Source organism: Flavivirga abyssicola (genome assembly GCF_030540775.2).
GTDB lineage: Bacteria > Bacteroidota > Bacteroidia > Flavobacteriales > Flavobacteriaceae > Flavivirga > Flavivirga abyssicola.
Genome location: NZ_CP141266.1, coordinates 2278239 through 2297395, shown reverse-complemented (window position 1 = coordinate 2297395; position 19157 = coordinate 2278239). Strand labels below are relative to the sequence as shown.

The following is a 19157-nucleotide window of genomic DNA, read 5'->3' as shown; positions in this document are numbered from 1 at the left end:
CTACTATAAATTTTTTAAAGCTAGTTTGATAATGGTTTCTACATTAGCATCTGGCTCTGCAATTATAATCTTATCCACAACCCGTTCCGCCTGTTTCTTTACAAAGCCAAGTACTTCTAAAGCAGATAACGCTTCTTCTTTATTGGTATTGCCTTGAGAAACGGAAACTTCATCAATATCATAAATCTTTAAGATTTTATCTTTTAAATCTATAATGACACGTTGCGCTGTTTTTGCTCCAATTCCTTTTATGGATTGAATTAAAGCAACATCATTTGAGGCAATCCCCTCTCTTACTTGTTTTGGTGTTAAAGATGACAACATGGTACGTGCTGTACTTGCTCCAATACCACTTACAGATATTAGCAATCTAAAAATCTCTCTTTCTGCCAAAGATGAAAAACCATAAAGTGTATGCGAATCTTCTTTAACTTGAAGGTGTGTAAATAGTTTTAAATTCTCATGGTCTGGAATTTGAGAGAACGTATGTAATGAAATATTTAGCATATAGCCTACTCCATTACATTCTATAACAACATGTGTTGGATTTTTTTCAGTAAGTTTCCCTTGAATATGAGTTATCATGTATTTTGTTCGTTAACCGACCAAATGTAATAAATTTATTCACATTAAGTTACTTCCTACCAGCATTTTCTAACTCCCATTTTTCTTTATGTTGAGCATCTATGACCGCAATAGCAGTCATGTTTACAATTTCATCAACACTAGCACCTAATTGCAGAATGTGCACGGGCTTTTTCATACCCATCATAATAGGGCCAATAGAATCAGCTTCGTGCAATTCTTTTAATAATTTATAAGTAATATTTGCAGAATCAAGGTTTGGAAAAACTAATGCATTTACTTTTTTCCCAACCAATTTTGAAAATGGGAATTTTTCCCGAAGCATCTCATCATTCAAAGCAAAATCTGTTTGCAATTCACCATCTACATTCATATCTGGAAAATGACGATGCAAATACGACACAGCTTCTCTAATCTTGGATGCCATTTCATTTTCTGATGATCCGAAATTTGAATACGATACCATTGCTAGTACTGGATCTAAACCAAACATCTTAATAACCTTAGCTGTCATTTGAGTAATCTTAGCTAAGTCTTTGGCATTAGGATTAATATTTATAGAGGTGTCACTTAAAAATAAGGGACCTCTTTTTGTCATCATTAAATTGGTGGTTGCAATACGTGTCACGCCATGCACCATACCAATAAGTTCTAACATGGGTTTTACTACTGTAGGATAATTACGGGAATATCCCGAAATAAGAGCATCAGCATCACCTTCATTAACCATCATGGCAGCAAAATAATTACGCTCTCTCATTAAACGCTGTGCTGAATAATAGGTTACACCTCTACGTTTACGCTGCTCCCAATATACTTTAGCATACTTATTTTTACGGGGGTTCTCTTCTTCCGTTTTTGGATCTATAATAGGAATATCTGCATCAAACTCAATTTCTGCTTTAAGCGTTTCTATGGTTTCTTTTCTACCTAATAGAATAGGATGTGCTATGCCTTCTTCGTGTACTATTTGAGCTGCTTTTAAAACGTCCAATTGATCTGCTTCAGCAAATACCACACGTTTTGGGTTCAGTTTAGCTCTATTCAAGAGTAACCTAACCAACTTATTATCAGAACCTAATCGCTCTAACAATGAATCTTTATATTTTTCCCAATCAGCAATAGGGTGTTTAGCTACACCACTTTCCATAGCTGCTTTAGCTACTGCTGGTGGTACTTCGGCAACCAGTCTAGGATCAAAAGGTTTTGGTATAATATAATTTTTTCCAAATGTAAGTCTGGTTTCTCCGTAAGCTATATTAACTTGCTCGGGAACGGGTTCTTTTGCCAATTTTGCTAATGCTTTAACGGCAGCCATCTTCATAGCTTCGTTTATTTTTGTAGCACGAACATCTAATGCTCCCCTGAATATAAATGGAAACCCTAACACATTATTTACCTGGTTAGGATGGTCGCTACGGCCTGTAGCCATAATGATATCTTTACGAGTAGCAACAGCGATGTCGTATTTTATTTCTGGGTCTGGATTGGCCATAGCAAAAACAATTGGGTTTTTTGCCATAGCTAACAACATGTCTGGAGATACAATATTTGCCATTGAAAGCCCGATAAACACATCGGCATCTTTCATGGCTTCATCCAAGGTGTCTATTTTTCTATGTGTAGCAAATTCTGCTTTTTCTTCGGTAAGGTTTTCTCTATCGTCTCTTATAACACCTTTACTGTCCAACATGACCATATTTTCTCGTTTTGCACCACAGGCTTGGTACAAACGAGAACAAGAAATAGCTGCAGCACCAGCGCCACTTATTACTATTTTAACCTCTTCTATCTTTTTTTCTGCTAATTCCACAGCATTTATCAACGCAGCAGCAGAAATAATAGCTGTACCGTGTTGATCATCATGCATCACAGGAATATCTAGCTCTTCTTTAAGTCGCCTTTCTATTTCAAAAGCTTGCGGTGCTTTAATATCTTCTAAATTGATCCCACCAAAAGTAGGTGCTATCATTTTTACAGTTTGAATAAATTCATCAACATTTTCGGTTCCTACTTCAATATCGAACACATCAATATCTGCAAAAATCTTAAACAGAAGACCTTTTCCTTCCATCACTGGCTTTGATGCTTCTGGACCAATATTCCCTAAGCCTAAAACAGCCGTTCCATTAGAAATTACGGCTACTAGATTTCCTTTTGCTGTATATCTATAAACGTTGTCTTTGTTTTTTTCAATCTCTAAACAAGGTTCTGCTACACCTGGTGAATAGGCTAAAGACAAATCTCTTTGGCTTGCGTATTTTTTAGTTGGAACTACTGCTATCTTACCTGGTTTTGGTTTTGCGTGATATATAAGGGCCTCTCTTCGTTTGCTTTCTTCACTCATAATGGATTAATTTTTTTGAAACCCCAAATATAACAATCCTATCTTACCTTTTAAGCGTTTAATACAATAAAAGAATTTTTTGAAATGAACTCCCTCAAGGCAAAACTATAGCGGTATACTTCGACAAGCTCAGCACAGATTTTGTCCTTTGAAGCAAAAATCAAATTTTTTTATTTACCTAGTGAAGAACGTCAAAGAATCCTTTTTGATTAAAAAGCTGATATTGCAGATAGGTTTATTTAGTCATTTTGGTAAGTTCTCGCTTCCAACGTCATTTATCTTTTTAAAAACTCGATATTTCTTTTTAAACCCGAATATTTAGTGCGCTTAACTGCAGATTTTTGAAATACTTTTTTGAAGGTATCCTCGGTAATCTCTTCCCAGTCTTTTTTAGTCATGGACAAGAGTTCCGGATGTGGATTAAAGAGGGGTTCACTATGTGGTTTTGAAAACCGGTTCCAGGGACATACATCCTGACACACATCACAACCAAACATCCAATCATCAAATTGGCCTTTAAACTCCGTTGGAATATTTTCTTTTAATTCTATGGTGAAATAAGAAATACATTTGCTTCCATCTACGACATAAGGTTCTGTTATTGCTTGTGTTGGACAGGCATCAATGCATGCTGTACATGTGCCACAATGATCTGTTGTTGGTAAATCGTATTCTAAATCTAAATCGATAATAAGCTCTGCAATAAAATAAAAAGAGCCAACTTGCTGGGTTATTAAATTACTATGCTTTCCAATCCAGCCCAATCCGCTTTTCGCAGCCCAGGCTTTATCTAAAACGGGAGCAGAATCTACAAAGGCTCGTCCTTCTACCTCTCCTATTTCTTCTTCTATAAAATTTAAGAGCGATTTGAGTTTGTCTTTTATTATGAAATGGTAGTCTCTTCCATATGCATATTTGCTGATTTTTGGGGCGGTCTTGTCTTGTTGGAATTCTGACGGATAATAATTCAATAACAGAGAAACAACACTTTTGGAACCTTCTACCAGTTTTGTTGGATCTAAACGCTTATCAAAATGGTTTTCCATATAATGCATTTGTCCATGCATATTTTTATTTAACCATTTTTCTAGTCTAGGTGCTTCTTCTTCTAAAAACTGTGCTTTACTTATACCGCATGATAAAAACCCGAGGCGCTTGGCTTCGGTTTTGATGAGAGTTGTATGTTTTGATTTTGAATTCATTCTTCTATTGGGCTTCGGCTACGATCGGCCCTACGTTACGATGTAACTTATCTATGCAAATTAAGCTTTCTATTTTAAAATAGAATTAATGTTGTAAATATAAATGAATTCTATGATGTCTCACTGAGCGCAGTCAAAGTGCTCGTTTAACAAACTCCTTTTAGGCTTCGACTGCGCTCAGCCTGACACTATAGAACTATTTAAGTTTTTAAAGTAAACTTCAATTTAACATCAACAGGTTTTAGAGTAATTAAAGGATTTGTTTTTATCGTACTATTATCGGTAGATATATGAAACTTTTTCAATATGGTATTAACAGCTAATATCATTTCGTACATAGCAAAGTTATTACCTATGCATAACCTTGGTCCTGCGCCAAATGGCATATAATAAGGCATGATGCCTTTTCTGTTTTCTTCAAAAAAACGAGATGGTTTGAATACTTCCGGTTGGTTCCAATAGTTTTTATTTCTATGTAATTCATAAATAGACGCCCCTATAATGGTTCCCTTTTTTAATACATAGTCATCTATTTTATCATCTTCAATATTTACTCTATCTGTTATCCAAGCGGGGGGATATAATCGAAGGCTTTCTTCAACACAACACGTTGTGTAATTTAACTGAGAAATTTCTTGAAGAGGTGTTAAATTTTTAGTACTCGTTTTTTCAATCTCGGTTTCTACCTTTGTCAAGGCTTCTTTATTTTGAGCCAATAGTTTTAACGTAAATGTTAGTGCATTTGCCGTTGTTTCATGGCCCGCTACAAACAAAATTAATATTTCATCAATTAATTGTTCGTTAGTCATAGATGAGCCATCTTCATACTTTGCAGAGAGTAACATATCCAGAAGGTCGTCGTGTGCTTCTTTTGATTCTCGTCTTTGGTCTATAATTGAATTAATAATGTTTCGACTTTCTTTTACCAATGTCATATGGTACTTAATCTCTCCAGTTACTGTGTACCATAATTTTTTATATGGCATTCTTAATTCTTTAACAATAAATAGTTGTAATTTTTCAATGATAAACTGCAATCGTTTTAAGGTTTCTTTTTCTGCTGAAAAATTAAATAATGATTTAGCGACGGCTTCGAATGCCAGCTCATTCATTATTGGATATAAATCAACAAAGTCCTCTGTACCAATTTTGTTTACTTGTTCATTAATAGCCTTATCTATAATCTCAACAAGATTTTGAATTTTCTCTTTATGAAATGCGGGTTGTATTAATCGGCGTTGCTTTAACCAATAATCACCACTTGAAGTTAATAAACCGTAACCAACATATTTTGATAAATAGGTGGTTTGAATTTTAGATTTATGATACACTTTATGGTTTTTCTGAAGCATATGTTTCGTTACAACAGCATCTCGTGTTAAAACGATATGTCCATAAAAAGGTGATTTGATTGCAAATGTGTCGCCTACCTCATTAAACCATTTATTATGAAATGGAATAGGATTTTTTGCTATCGCAGATGATTTTATTAAGAATTTATAAAAGGGAACTTTATTGGGGTACTTGTATTTTGGCATGCTTAAATTATTAAAATAGCATCAGTTTCTGTATCACTTTTTCATAAAAATAGTGTTAAAAATATAATTATCAACCACTTTCCATGTTGAATATAATGAGAAATATTACAATTGCCGTACCGAGTAGATTCCTGCCTCGCAGGAATAACAAAATACTAAAACAGGCCTCCTTGAATATCTCCTTTTATTCTGCCTAAATGTTTATACGCTTGCTCGGTAACTTCTCTCCCACGAGGTGTACGCATTATGAAGCCTTGCTGGATTAAAAAAGGCTCATACACTTCTTCTATGGTTTCTGGACTTTCACTAACCGCTGTGGCAATAGTTGTAATCCCTACAGGACCACCTTTGAATTTATCTATGATGGTTGATAGAATTTTGTTATCCATTTCATCCAATCCATGTGCATCTACATTTAAGGCCTCTAATGCAAACTTTGCAATTTTTATATCGATGGTTCCATTACCTTTTATTTGGGCAAAATCCCGAACACGTCGTAATAAGGCATTTGCTATTCTTGGAGTTCCTCTACTTCGTCCTGCAATTTCTATAGCGGCTTCCATAGATATTGGCATATTTAAAATGCTGGCACTTCGTTGTATAATGGTTGTTAGTAAATCTGTTTTATAATATTGTAATCTACTTTGAATACCAAAACGGGCACGCATTGGTGACGTTAATAATCCTGAACGCGTTGTAGCTCCTACTAAGGTAAACGGGTTTAAATTAATTTGCACGGATCGTGCATTAGGTCCCGACTCAATCATAATATCAATCTTATAGTCTTCCATTGCAGAATATAAATATTCTTCTACTATAGGACTTAATCGATGAATTTCATCTATAAACAATACATCGCGTTCATCTAAATTGGTTAGTAAACCAGCTAAATCTCCTGGTTTATCTAAAACAGGTCCCGATGTTACTTTTATACCTACACTTAATTCGTTAGCTAAAATATGTGCTAAAGTTGTTTTTCCTAGACCTGGTGGCCCATGAAATAGTGTATGATCTAAAGCTTCGGTTCTTAAATTCGCAGCTTGAACAAATATTTGAAGGTTCTCTAAAACTTGATCCTGACCAGTAAAATCATCAAAGGATAACGGTCTTAATTTTTTTTCTACATCTAATTCCTCTGGAGAGAAATTTTCGTTGGATGGATCTAGATTCTCGTTCATATTACAGACCCTTAGATTGCGCTAAGGGTGACATTTTGTTTCAGATTAAACAGATTCCTGCCTCCGCAGGAATGACAAAAAAGTTCGATATAAGCAAATATAAACAAAAAGCCTTTCCATATTGGAAAGGCTTTAGCAAATAATTTAGTTGATCTAGAATATTGACACTCTATATTTTTTATAATCTATTTCTTAATAATTCTGTTTACGACAGTTCCTCGATCTGTTTGTATCTTTAATAAATATATCCCAACATTGATCGTAGAAAAATCTATAATTTCGTTTTCTAACTTAATATTTTTTATAGCTTTTCCTAAAATATCGAATAGTGCTACTTCTTTTACATTTACATGATTTGTTTTTATATATAATTTATTAGTAACTGGATTTGGATATAAGTTTATTAATTCTTTTAATGATATATCTTCTACACCTAAAGCAGCATCATCATTATCGATTGTAACGGTTGCTCCATCAGTGATTGTTACTGACAAAGTTGTAGCTGATAAGTTAGATTGCGAAACAGTGATGGTTTCATTAGCTTCCAATTTTGTATCTCCTGTAGGAGTCACTGTAAAGGTCTGGGTTTCGCTGGCATTTCCTGTAAAGATTAAGGTCTGGCTTGTTACAGCGGAATAATCATTATCTGCTGTAGTTGCTGTCCCATCTGCTGTACTTACATCTACTGTAAATCCGCCTTGCACGGCATTATCTAGTGTTGCAGTTACTGTAATAGCTCCGTCATTTTCATTCCCACTAACATTAGCTATGGTTACTGCTGCAGCATCGTCATTGTCTACAGTTATTGTTGCTCCATCGGTGATGCTTACCGCCAATGTTGTTGATGCTAAGTTAGATTGCGAAACAGTGATGGTTTCATTGGCTTCCAGTTTTGTATCTCCTGTAGGAGTCACAGTAAAGATCTGGGTTTCGCTGGCATTTCCTGTAAAGGTCAATCTCTGACTTGTTATAGCGGAATAATCACTATCTGCAGTAGTAGCGGTTCCATCAGCTGTACTTACATCTACTGTGAATCCGTCCTGTACGGCATTGTCCAGTGTTGCGGTTACAGTAATAGCTCCGTCATTTTCATTGCCACTAACATTAGCTATGGTTACTGCTGCTGCATCGTCGTTGTCTACTGTTACCGTTGCGCCATCGGTGATGTTTACCGACAATGTTGTAGCTGCTAAGTTAGATTGTGAAATGGTGATCGTTTCATTGGCTTCCAGTTTTGTATCTCCTGTAGGAGTTACAGTAAACGTTTGGGTTTCGCTGGCATTTCCTGTAAAGGTTAATGTCTGACTTGTTATAGCGGAATAATCACTATCTGCTGTAGTAGCGGTTCCATCTGCTGTACTCACATCTACTGTGAATCCGTCCTGTACGGCATTATCTAGTGTTGCTGTTACCGTGATGGCTCCGTCATTTTCATTACCACTAACATTAGCTATGGTCACTGCTGCAGCATCATCATTGTTTACTGTTACCGTTGCTCCATCGGTGATGCTTACCGACAATGTCGTAGATGCTAAGTTAGATTGTGAAATGGTGATCGTTTCATTGGCTTCCAGTTTTGTATCTCCTGTAGGAGTTACAGTAAACGTTTGGGTTTCGCTGGCATTTCCTGTAAAGGTTAATGTCTGACTTGTTACCGCGGAATAATCACTATCTGCTGTAGTTGCTGTTCCATCTGCTGTACTCACATCTACTGTGAATCCGTCTTGTACGGCATTATCTAGCGTTGCTGTTACCGTGATAGCTCCGTCATTTTCATTACCTGAGACATTTGCAATCGTTACCGAGGCACTATCGTCGTTATTAATAGTATACGTATGTACTAGATTCGTTCCTAAAGTTGCATTCGTTGGACTAGAAATAGTTACTATGACTGTTTCGTTAGCTTCCAAAATGGCATCGGATACAATACTGGCTATAGTAATATTATCATTGCTATCACCTGCCGTAATAGTTAATGTACCATTTGCTAAAGTATAATCTGTACCACTTCCTGTCGCAGTTCCTGTTACAACATAATTTACAGATACATTACTTCCACTTATCGTGCTTAATGAGACTTCTAAATCTGCACTGCTCACACTTTCCGCTCCTGAAGAGCTAGTTGATGTAAAAGCCACTACTGGTATTGAATTTGTTGTAACGTCTATTTTAGTCGGGTTTGTTTGTAGGTTGGCTGATGTATCTTCCGCAACAACATACACATCGTACGCAGTTCCTGCTGTTAAACCTGTTACACTAAAATCATTGGTAAATCCTCCTGTGTTAACTGCAGCACTTCCATTATTAACTGGTGCTGCATTACCTGCATCTGTACCTGCTTTAACCTGTGCTGCATTAGGTGCACTTGCTCCATTGGCAACTACTACATAATAAATCGTTCCTGCTTCATCAATGTCTGTTTCTAAAGTAAATGTAGTTTGATCCACAGATGATTGACTTGGGGTACTATTCTCAAATACTGGTGCCGTGGTATCTGAAACAGTACTAGCTGTAGTGATAGCAATAGTTGTTGTAGCAGTTGAAGTTAATGCATTGTTATCAGTAACTGTTGTCACTATACTTCTAGTTGTTGTGTTTGAAGCACTTATATTTTCGTAACGAATTGCCGCTAATGCATTTTGAAAATTAGACTTGGTAGCAGAACCAGCATTGGTTAATGTTAACGTTTTAGTCCCAGATCCCGACACTGTAACTCCTGTGGCACTTGCCAAAGTTAAAAACTCATTGACTCCATCTAATTGATTTGAAATATCAATTGTAATAGAAAAAATATCCTCTCCATCCGCATCTGTTAGCAATACATCTGAATCTGCAATAGCAACTCCACCAGATTGGCCGTTTAGTGTTGCAGCAGTATAAGCTTTACCTATTCCTCCAGAAGAATTATCAAAATCTAAATCAATTACAGGATACATGTTTTTTACGATGGCACGCTCCAATTTAGAATGTCCTCCAGTAGAACTATCATCATTTCCAAAAGAAACCACAAAACTACCATCTGAAAAAGTTGCCAAATCAGGAGTAATTACAGATCTTTCAAAATTACTTCTTGAGGTAATATCTATTTGACCTGAAGTTGCAGGGTTACCATTATTATCAAAGATTCTATACGCTAAATTCTGAAAATTAACATTATCACTTGCTACATAAGCTGCAACAAAACCACCATTTTTAAAAGCTTTAACACCAACGTTTTCTTCTTTAGGAAAATCACCTGGAAGAATACTTATTTCTCCACCTACTTGTACAGGAGTACTCCCCCCTGAAAAATCATAAATTTTCGCTTTCCCACTTTCCTGAATTAATACATAACCATTACTAAGTATTGTCTCTGTTGTATTAGAAACAGTTGCTGTACCATTAAAAATGGTTACTTCACTACCTACCAAAGTTCCACTAGCATCATAGCGTTTTCCTTTGGTATTAAATGGAACTGTTGTTCCTTGAGCATATGCTATAAAAAAACCACCATCCGGCAAAGTTGTTACTGTCGGATTTGAGGCTTGAGTAGTCACAGCTGCTGCACTTATAATGGTGCTGCCCGTATTTGGATTAATGATATCAAAACTAATTTCCCCAGCTGTAGGACTATACGCATTAGCGTAAACAAATATAAGATTCCCATTATTAAGAATTCCTACCGTGGCTGAACCATTTAGACCCGAAAGACCCGATGCTGCTCTTTCATCCAGCACCTCCGTAATAGCTCCTGTGGAAGTATTGACAGTATAAAAACCAGTGGCATCTTTAGATACTTGTTCAAAAGAGGCTGCCATTCCGAGGTTATTATCTGTGACTAATTGCCAATCGTTAGCATTATCGTACTCACTACTGTTTCCTCCTCCAAGAGGCTCTACCGAGCTACCTATTTGGGTATTAGAGAGATTATAATAATTAGCAAGTAAATAGACGTGGTTACCATCACCTACAGGCCTTCTGTCTGCATGAAAAATAATATACCCAACATCTACACCTGCATTTTTAACTATGGCAACTTGTGTTTCTCCTTCTGCTCTCACATTGGATATTGGTAGTATGGTAATACTTTGCGAAAAGGATGACGTATTAAAAAAAATGGATAATACAAAACTTAAGAGAAAAGTAGTTTTCTTCATAATAAAAAATTTAGGGTTATTAGCTGGTTAATAAATATTATTATTCTTACAATTTACGAGCTAAAATACTTTAAAAAAAGTCAACAAACTACATTTTATCGAACTTTATTGTTTTTTATCGATTATATTTAATAAAAAAAGCCTTTCCGAAACGAAAAGGCTTAAGCAAATAATTTGGTTAAAATTATGGCTAGTTATAAAAGGTTGGTTGGCTAATTTATAATGGTAAATTCACAGCGTCTGTTAATATCGTATTCTTCGTCACTGCAAATACCTTCTTTAACACATTTGTTAAGTGGTTGCATTTCTCCATAACCAATACTTTTTAATCGGTTTCTGTCAATGCCTTTACTTACTAAATATTCCAAAGTAGATGCTGCTCGATTTTTAGATAAATTTAAATTGTATTGATCTGGTCCTCTTGCATCTGTATGTGCAGATACTTCTACTTCCATATCTGGATATTTGTTTAGCAAATCGACAAGTATGTTTAAAGTTGTTGCGGCATCGTTACGAATATTAGATTGATCGAAATCAAAATAGATTTTATCCAATTGTATTTGAACATCACCGCTTTCGTTTTCCTTAACGCGATCTTCTGCGTCTGCATACGATTCTAAAGTTAAATAAATATTATGGCTAATTTTTCCTTTACTATCTGTTGAAAATTCAACGTCTTGTGGAATGTATGCTTTTCGTGTTCCGCGAACTTTATACTTTTTATTAGGTTCTATTTTAAACAAATAATCTGCTTTATCTCCTACAATAGTATCCTGAATTACGGTATTGGTTTCGTCAAATAACGTTACTAAAGCCCCTACTAATAATTCTTTACTCGTTTTATCTTGTACAATACCTTCAACTAAATACTTGGTTAAAACATTCTCTTCTCTGGCAAAACCATATAACCTGTCATAACCACTTCTGTTAGAAGACACATAACCTTTGTTATTCTTTTCTCTTATGGTATATGCAAAATCGTCTAAACTACTATTTATAGTACCTCCTAAGTTTATTGGTTTTTCAAAGCTACCATTTACCATATTACTTCTAAATACATCTAAACCACCATATCCTAGATGTCCGTCTGAAGAAAAATACAGCACTCCAAGATCACTTATATAAGGAAATTGTTCGCGGTGTTTTGTATTTACTTTATCACCTAAGTTTTCTGGTTCTCCATAAGTCCCATCATCGTTAATAGCTACTTTGTAAATATCGAATCCGCCAATAGTCCCTGGCATATCGCTGGCAAAATATAATGTTTTCCCATCTTTGCTTAAGGCTGGATGTTCTGCACTATATGCATTTGAATTGAACGGTAACTCAGTTACGTTTGTCCACACACTATCTACCAACTCTGCTTTAAAAATTTTGATGTGGGCAATTCTTTCCTCGTCAGTTTTGGTACGTGTTTTATTTGTTCTATTGAAATACATAGTCTTAGCATCGCTACTAAATGTAGCACTACTTTCATGAGACTCTGTATTTATTTCATCTGAAAAAGGTGTAATATCTTTCATTGTACCATCATCGCCCATAGTTGCTTTATACAAATCCAAATACGGTAAATTATTCCATGAGTACGCTGGATTTTCACTATTTCTTGATGAAGCAAAAGCTACTTTATTATCTCCATAAAATGATAAACCAAAATCGCTAGTTGAATTAGAACTCTCAATTTGTTTTAGTTTAAATGTGTGTGGCGTCGTTTTCTCTAAGCCTTCTATAAAAGCAGGTGTATTTATTTTTTTATTGAAATATCTGCTTAAATGAAAATCGGCATCTTTATAATTTTTAGTGCCTTTTAAAGCTTGTGCATATCTAAAATGCAATTCGATATCTATAGAATCTCCATAAGTTACAAATAGCTCGCGATAGGTTTTTATCGCTTTTTGCAAATTGGCATTGTAATAATAACTGTCTGCCAAATTCTGAAGTACTTCCTGAGTACGCTCTTTCTTTTCATAAATTTCAGCCGCTTCAATATAGGCTCTCATTTCGAAAAGCTTATTAGCCCTTTTTAAGTTTCCTTTTTGCGCTAATGCCATTCCACTAACTAATAAAAGGCTTGCAAGTATGTATATTTGTTTTTTCATGTGTAAATTTTATTGTTTTTCAACTGTCACATGTAACACCCATGACATATCTATTCTTTGGTATTGAATTTTTAGTAATGGATGTTTCATAATTGTAATCATTTTTGGTTAGAAGAATCTAGGTGAACGATCATACCCACCTTTGAGGCCGAATAAATCAATATCAAACAAAATAAATATTTCATGAGATCCTGAATTGAAATCACCTAAGTTTGTGGTTGTAAAATCGTAAGCATATCCAATTTTTAATTCCGGTGTTGCTCTAAAACTTACCAATCCACTTATGGCATCATCTAAACGATAGCCTAACCCTGCTTCAAATCTGTTATTGAATAATACGTTTGCCGTAACATCTACAGACAACGGTGCGCCTCTAACTGATTTTGCCATAAATGCAGGTTTAAATTTTACATCTCTGTTGATATTAAAAACATATCCCCCTGTTAAAAAATAGTGAATGTCTTGAACTCCTGTAGATTTCACACCATTTTCTGTTTCTATATGTTTTGTTGTTAGTAGATTTGGGGCAGATAAACCTATATAGTAGTTGTCGGTGAAATAAAATGCTCCGATACCTAAATTAGGAAATGTTTTACTAATGTTTTCATTAAATGCTACATCGGTAGATACGTTACCCGATTGTAAATTGAAGCCATCAAAATTAACATCAAATAATGTAACCCCGGCTTTAATACCAAGTGATAACTTGGCTTCAAATCCTACGGGCAGTATATAAGCGAAATCTGCATAAATATTATTTTCGTTTACAATATCTCCTATATTATCGTTTGTAAAGGAAATACCCATTTCTATTTTTTCATTAATAGGTGTATGCGCGAAAAAAGTTCCTGTTTTTGGTGCTCCTTCTACGCCAACCCACTGTGTTCTATATAAGCCTCCTAAATTTAGAATCGCTTCATCTGCTGTTGCATAAGCAGGATTAATAACACTCATATTATACATATACTGAGTAAATTGAGGGTCTTGTTGTGCAAAACTTTGTAATGACAAGAAAGTCAAACTTAACAAAGCAGCTATTTTATGATATATATTTAAATTTTTCATTGTTCTTAAATTTTGCTTTATCTATAAATTATCTGCTTAAGTATAAGCGTCCTTGTTCTGGTTTATTTTCTCCATCATTGAAATAGAAAATATAATAATAGACTCCTACTGGTAAATCTCCATTTCCAATGGTACCGGATTGATTAGAGGTGCCATCAAATCTTGGTGTATTATTATTTCCTTTATACACAATGTTTCCATAGCGGTTAAATATCTCTATCATAAAGTTTGGATATAGAATACCTAAATGATCAATATTAAATGTATCATTGGTTCTATCACCATTTGGTGAAAATCCATCTGGAATTATCAGTTTTCCACAAGAGGTTAAATCTGTAGTAACAGCCAAACGAACACTACTTTCACATCCCGTAATAGCATCTACTAAAACAGCATAATAAGTAACGTTGTGATTTAAAATAGTACTTTCTGAAATAGTTGTACCATTTGTTGCTGCATCATACCAAATCACGTTGTTTGCTGATGCATCATGTTCCGTAATATTTAATGACAAGTCATTAATGGTTGGATCGTCATTGATACAATATTCTGCAGCAGGATTGTCTAATGTTGGTGTTGGTGTATCATTAACAATAACATCAACCTGTACACTTATTGAAGACTCACAACCGGCAGCATTTCTTTGAGTTGCATAATAGTCTTCTCCATCTGCCAATGTATCTGTTGCATTAAGTTGTGTTGTTAATGCAGCATCTTCATACCAAGTAATAGTTCCTGTTACTGTTAAAGCCACATCTAAATTTGCCACTGTTGGATTGTCTACTAAACAAAATTCCATGGTTGCATTATTTACAACTGGTGGTGTAATATCACTAACAGTTACGGTTATTTCTGCAGTAGCATTAGTTAGACATGCTCCAGTTGCAGCAACTGTATATGTATAAACGCCAGCAGTATCTACTAAAGGATCAAAAACTCCTGTACCACTAGCTAATGCTGGGGACCATATTCCTCCTGTATCTGCACTTCCTAAATAGGTAAATAAATCTGTTGGGCCATCAATCACACATATTAAAGCTGGGCTATTAGTTCCTGCATTTGGTGCTTGTGTAACTGTTACAACAACTTCACTGCTTGAAACTCCACAGGCGTTAGTATGTGTGTAGGTATAAGTACCTCCTGCATCAACCATTGGATCGAAAACACCTGTAGTACTAGTTAATGCTGGGGACCATGTACCTCCTGGGTCGGCAGCTCCTAAAAGTGTAAATAAATCTGTCGTTCCATCGGTACTACAAGCATCTAAAGTGTTGTCTGTTCCTGCATTTAAAGGCTCATCTACAGTAACTGTTATTGTTGTACTGTCGTCTACACATGGCGAAGAGGCTGTTACATGATATGTAAATTGATAAGTATTAGCACTAAAACCTGTTACATCATAGGCTGTCGGAGTTGCTACTGCTGTTCCTGTATTATCAGAGCCTTCATACCAAATCCCTCCACTATCTTGCGAACCATCTAAACCATCAAAAAGGTTTATTGTCGTGTTATTACATTCCGCAATTCCTGGGTTGGTGACAACTCCAGGGTTTGGGGATTGATGTATTGTAACTGTTACTTCTGTTCTCACTGAAGATTCACACCCAGTTGTTCCATCTGTCTGTGTGGCAAAATAATTTTCTCCGTTTATTAGAGCTGTTGTTCCAGTTAATGGTGTTCCTCCTGTTGCATCATCGTACCATTGTATTGTAGTTCCTGTTAAAACTGTTAAATCTCCAACTGTTGCTGTATCACAAAATTCCTGAGTTGCGTTTGCTGTAGGTACTGGTGTATCATTTATAGTAATTGATACGGTTACATCCACATCGTCGCAAGTTCCAATATTAGCTACATCAAATGTAAAATTATAGGTTCCAGGTGCAAGGCCATCAATAGTTACTGTACTTACAGATAATGCTCCTGAAGCATCATCGTCACTCCATGTTCCCGATGGATCTTCTCCTGTTAGTAAATCAAATAACTCTACCGTTTGTGCTGCCGTAATATCTACAACACAAAACTCTGGCACAGGTGTTATTGGTGTTCCCGACTCTGGAGCATCATTAATAGTAACTACTACTGTTGAACTATTTGTACATCCATTGGCATCTGTTATAGTATATGTGTAGTTAAAAGACCCGACTGCCAGAGCAGTTAAATCTACGGTACTTACATTCAATGCTCCTGAGGCATTGTCATCCGTCCAAGTTCCTCCACCAGATTCGCCTGTAAGCTGATCAAATAAATCTAAAGAAGGGGGTGTTCCTAAATCATTTTCACAATATATTGCTGGTGCTGGTGTCCCTGTATTTGGTAATGGATTTATTATAATGGATACAGTTACATTGGTATCATCACAACTTAGAATAGCATCTACATCAAATGTAAAATCATAGGTTCCAGGTGTAAGACTACCAATTGTGACTTCGTTTACTGATAATGCACCAGAGGTATCATCATCATTCCATGTTCCTGTTGGGTCTTCTCCTGTTAGTAAATCAAATAAATTAACTGTTTGTACTGTTCCTTCACAGAATTCTGGAAAAGTTGCTATTGGTGTTCCGGATTCCGGAGCATCATTAATTGTGACTGTTACTATTGAACTATTTGTACATCCATTACCATCTGTTATAGTATATGTATAATTAAAAGACCCAACAGCTAAAGCAGTTAAATCTACAGTACTTACATTCAACGCTCCTGAGGCATTGTCATCCGTCCAAGTTCCTCCTCCAGATTCGCCTGTAAGCTGATCAAATAAATTTAACGAAGTAGGCGTTGGTCCTAAATCATTTTCACAGTATATTGCTGGTGCTGGTGTACCTGTATTTGGTAATGGATTTATTGTAATAGATACAGTTACGTCTGCATCATCACAACCTCCAATCGCATCCACATCAAACGTGAAATTATAAGTTCCACTTCCAAGACCTCCAATTGTGACCTCGTTTATAGATAATGCACCTGAAGCATCATCATCATTCCATGTACCTGTTTGATTCTCTCCTGTTAGTAAATCAAATAAATTTACCGTTTGTATATCTCCTTGACAAAACTCAGGCATAGATGCTATAGGTGTCCCGGATTCTGGAGCAGGTAAAATGGTTATCGTTATTGGTTCTGTATCGGTACAAGTTCCATTATCTATCGTATAATTGAAGGTATAAGGCCCTACAGTTAGCCCTGTAATATTTATAGGGTTTGTTACTGGGTTATTTGTTGCATCTGTCCAAGTCCCTAAATTATTATCTTGAGAACCGTCTAAAGCATTAAATAAATCATAAGGTGAATTTATTGCTAATTCATTCTCACAAAATGAGGCATTCGTTGCTGTTCCAGCATTCGGGTCTGCCAATACCACAACTTGAACTGTTGTAGATTCTTCTGGACATGGTGTTAGAACATTCTGGAAATATGTAAAGCTATACGTATTTGGTGTAAAAGCCCCTGTTGTTAAATCTATTGGAGATGTCACTACAGGATCTGAACTTAAAGTGCCTTGTACCCAAAAACCATTAGGATCTTCGTCATTATTTAATAACGTTGTTAAATCAAAATTTGAAGGCAAATTTGCTACACAAAAACTTGCTGGGCTTCCAACTGCTGTCCCAGAAGAAAGCGTTTCTGAAATTACAATCGATATCGTTGAAATAGCAGCTGGACAAGCACCACTACCTGTAATTGAATATGTAAATACATAGGTTCCTGGAAGTGTTAAACTAGAAATGTTTACGGTTCCTTGATGACCATTAGTTGTTGCTAAAGGTCCTGTCCATATACCTGTTGTCTGTGGAAAACCTCCTAATTCATCAAATAAATCGAAAGGTGCGGCAGGAATGTTATCGTTACAGTATTGTAATATATCTGATGATCCTGCATCAGCTGGTGCATCAACATTTACTAATACCCCAACAGCATTACTATCACAAATTATACCTTGTATTTGAACATAATATGTTGTATTGTCTACTAATAGATCTAAATCTGACAGTGGTGCTCCTGTTGGTATTCCTGAACCATTAACTCCAGCATACCATAAATAATTAGTAGCTGGGGTACCTGGATCTATATCTCCTATTGTTGGAGCTGTTGGATTTGTACAGAAATCTTGTACAAGATCGGGCATTGGTTCTTGAGGTGCAGGGATTAAAGCTATTGTAGTCGCTTCTGCCTGACTTTTACATATTCCATCTACAAATACTACGAGTATCTGTATTCCTGGGTTAGGAATTACATCTGTAGTATTTGCTTGATTAACTAAGCCTGCATCATAGTATATTTCCACATCTCCCCCTACTGGTATAGCAGATTGTAAAATATCATCTATATAAGTCTGAATAGTTGCACCCTCATTGCTACAATAATTACCTTCTAAATTCTGTCCTGACGGATCAACTGCAAAATCTATATTTATAGCTGTTCGATTTCCAGCCCCGTTACAGGTTCCTGAATCGTCATCAACATAATAAGTACCTTCTACAACGCGTTCGGTTGGAAAAAAGGCAGTCCCTCCTGTTGGGACATCATACCACTGTATACCATTACCTCCAGTTACCGCATAAGCATTTAAGTCACTAAAGGTAAACTGAGATGCATCACAAATAGCAGCTGGATTCTGATTTGGTATTGTAGGACATTGTGCAGAAACTGACAATGAAGTACATAATAACATTAAAACGTAGAACGCATACTTCAATACATTTCTATATGTTAAAGTCGTTTTCATAATTGAAAATTTATATTCATATCTAGTTGGTTCAGAATAAAGCATGTAAAATTTCACAAATATTTTAATTGAAAGTTTTTCACAAAATTATTCAATTCGCAATTTAACGGATATTTTTGTATTTCGTCGACATTTTTTATATTTTTTTGTATTTCATCGATAAAATCTGCAAATAAGCGATGTTCAAGAGTTGTCTTATTTGTTTTTAAGAGTCAAAAATGTGTTTGTGAGAATTTTTTGTAGTATAAGTCTTACTTGAAAAAGAGCAAAAAGAGGTAAAA

9 protein-coding genes are annotated in these 19157 nt (G+C 35.6%); all 9 read right to left on the bottom strand.

Annotated features, from left to right (window positions below; translation table 11 throughout):
* Positions 1-3: 3 nt before the first annotated feature.
* Entirely contained in the window at positions 4-585 is a 582-nt protein-coding gene (gene ruvA, locus Q4Q34_RS09675; RefSeq protein ID WP_303318659.1) for a Holliday junction branch migration protein RuvA, read from the bottom strand.
* 49 nt (positions 586-634) lie between these two features.
* Positions 635-2932, bottom strand: a complete 2298-nt coding sequence (locus Q4Q34_RS09670; protein WP_303318660.1) for an NADP-dependent malic enzyme — start codon at positions 2930-2932, stop codon at positions 635-637.
* A gap of 275 nt (positions 2933-3207) precedes the next feature.
* On the bottom strand, positions 3208-4134 hold the full coding sequence (gene queG / locus Q4Q34_RS09665; RefSeq protein WP_303318661.1) for a tRNA epoxyqueuosine(34) reductase QueG: 927 nt from the start codon (positions 4132-4134) through the stop codon (positions 3208-3210).
* 200 nt (positions 4135-4334) lie between these two features.
* Positions 4335-5672 (bottom strand): cytochrome P450, encoded by a 1338-nt coding sequence (locus Q4Q34_RS09660; RefSeq protein WP_303318662.1) that lies wholly within the window; start codon positions 5670-5672, stop codon positions 4335-4337.
* Positions 5673-5827: 155 nt separating this feature from the next.
* Positions 5828-6850 carry a Holliday junction branch migration DNA helicase RuvB gene (ruvB, locus tag Q4Q34_RS09655; protein WP_303318663.1) on the bottom strand — a complete coding sequence of 341 codons (1023 nt, stop codon included), beginning with the start codon at positions 6848-6850 and terminating at the stop codon, positions 5828-5830.
* 185 nt (positions 6851-7035) lie between these two features.
* Complete coding sequence (locus Q4Q34_RS09650; RefSeq protein WP_303318664.1) at positions 7036-10986, bottom strand: T9SS type A sorting domain-containing protein; 3951 nt, start codon at positions 10984-10986, stop codon at positions 7036-7038.
* Between the two features lie 212 nt (positions 10987-11198).
* Entirely contained in the window at positions 11199-13085 is a 1887-nt protein-coding gene (locus tag Q4Q34_RS09645; protein ID WP_303318665.1) for an OmpA family protein, read from the bottom strand.
* 108 nt (positions 13086-13193) lie between these two features.
* Entirely contained in the window at positions 13194-14150 is a 957-nt protein-coding gene (locus tag Q4Q34_RS09640; RefSeq protein WP_303318666.1) for a PorP/SprF family type IX secretion system membrane protein, read from the bottom strand.
* Between the two features lie 28 nt (positions 14151-14178).
* Positions 14179-18876 (bottom strand): Ig-like domain-containing protein, encoded by a 4698-nt coding sequence (locus Q4Q34_RS09635; protein ID WP_303318667.1) that lies wholly within the window; start codon positions 18874-18876, stop codon positions 14179-14181.
* Positions 18877-19157 lie beyond the last annotated feature (281 nt).

Excerpts from the sequence above, each read along its gene's own strand:
- ruvA (WP_303318659.1), bottom strand. The coding sequence starts at position 585 with ATGATAACTCATATTCAAGGGAAACTTACTGAAAAAAATCCAACACAT.
- Q4Q34_RS09670 (WP_303318660.1), bottom strand. The coding sequence starts at position 2,932 with ATGAGTGAAGAAAGCAAACGAAGAGAGGCCCTTATATATCACGCAAAA.
- queG (WP_303318661.1), bottom strand. The coding sequence starts at position 4,134 with ATGAATTCAAAATCAAAACATACAACTCTCATCAAAACCGAAGCCAAG.
- Q4Q34_RS09660 (WP_303318662.1), bottom strand. The coding sequence starts at position 5,672 with ATGCCAAAATACAAGTACCCCAATAAAGTTCCCTTTTATAAATTCTTA.
- ruvB (WP_303318663.1), bottom strand. The coding sequence starts at position 6,850 with ATGAACGAGAATCTAGATCCATCCAACGAAAATTTCTCTCCAGAGGAA.
- Q4Q34_RS09650 (WP_303318664.1), bottom strand. The coding sequence starts at position 10,986 with ATGAAGAAAACTACTTTTCTCTTAAGTTTTGTATTATCCATTTTTTTT.
- Q4Q34_RS09645 (WP_303318665.1), bottom strand. The coding sequence starts at position 13,085 with ATGAAAAAACAAATATACATACTTGCAAGCCTTTTATTAGTTAGTGGA.
- Q4Q34_RS09640 (WP_303318666.1), bottom strand. The coding sequence starts at position 14,150 with ATGAAAAATTTAAATATATATCATAAAATAGCTGCTTTGTTAAGTTTG.
- Q4Q34_RS09635 (WP_303318667.1), bottom strand. The coding sequence starts at position 18,876 with ATGAAAACGACTTTAACATATAGAAATGTATTGAAGTATGCGTTCTAC.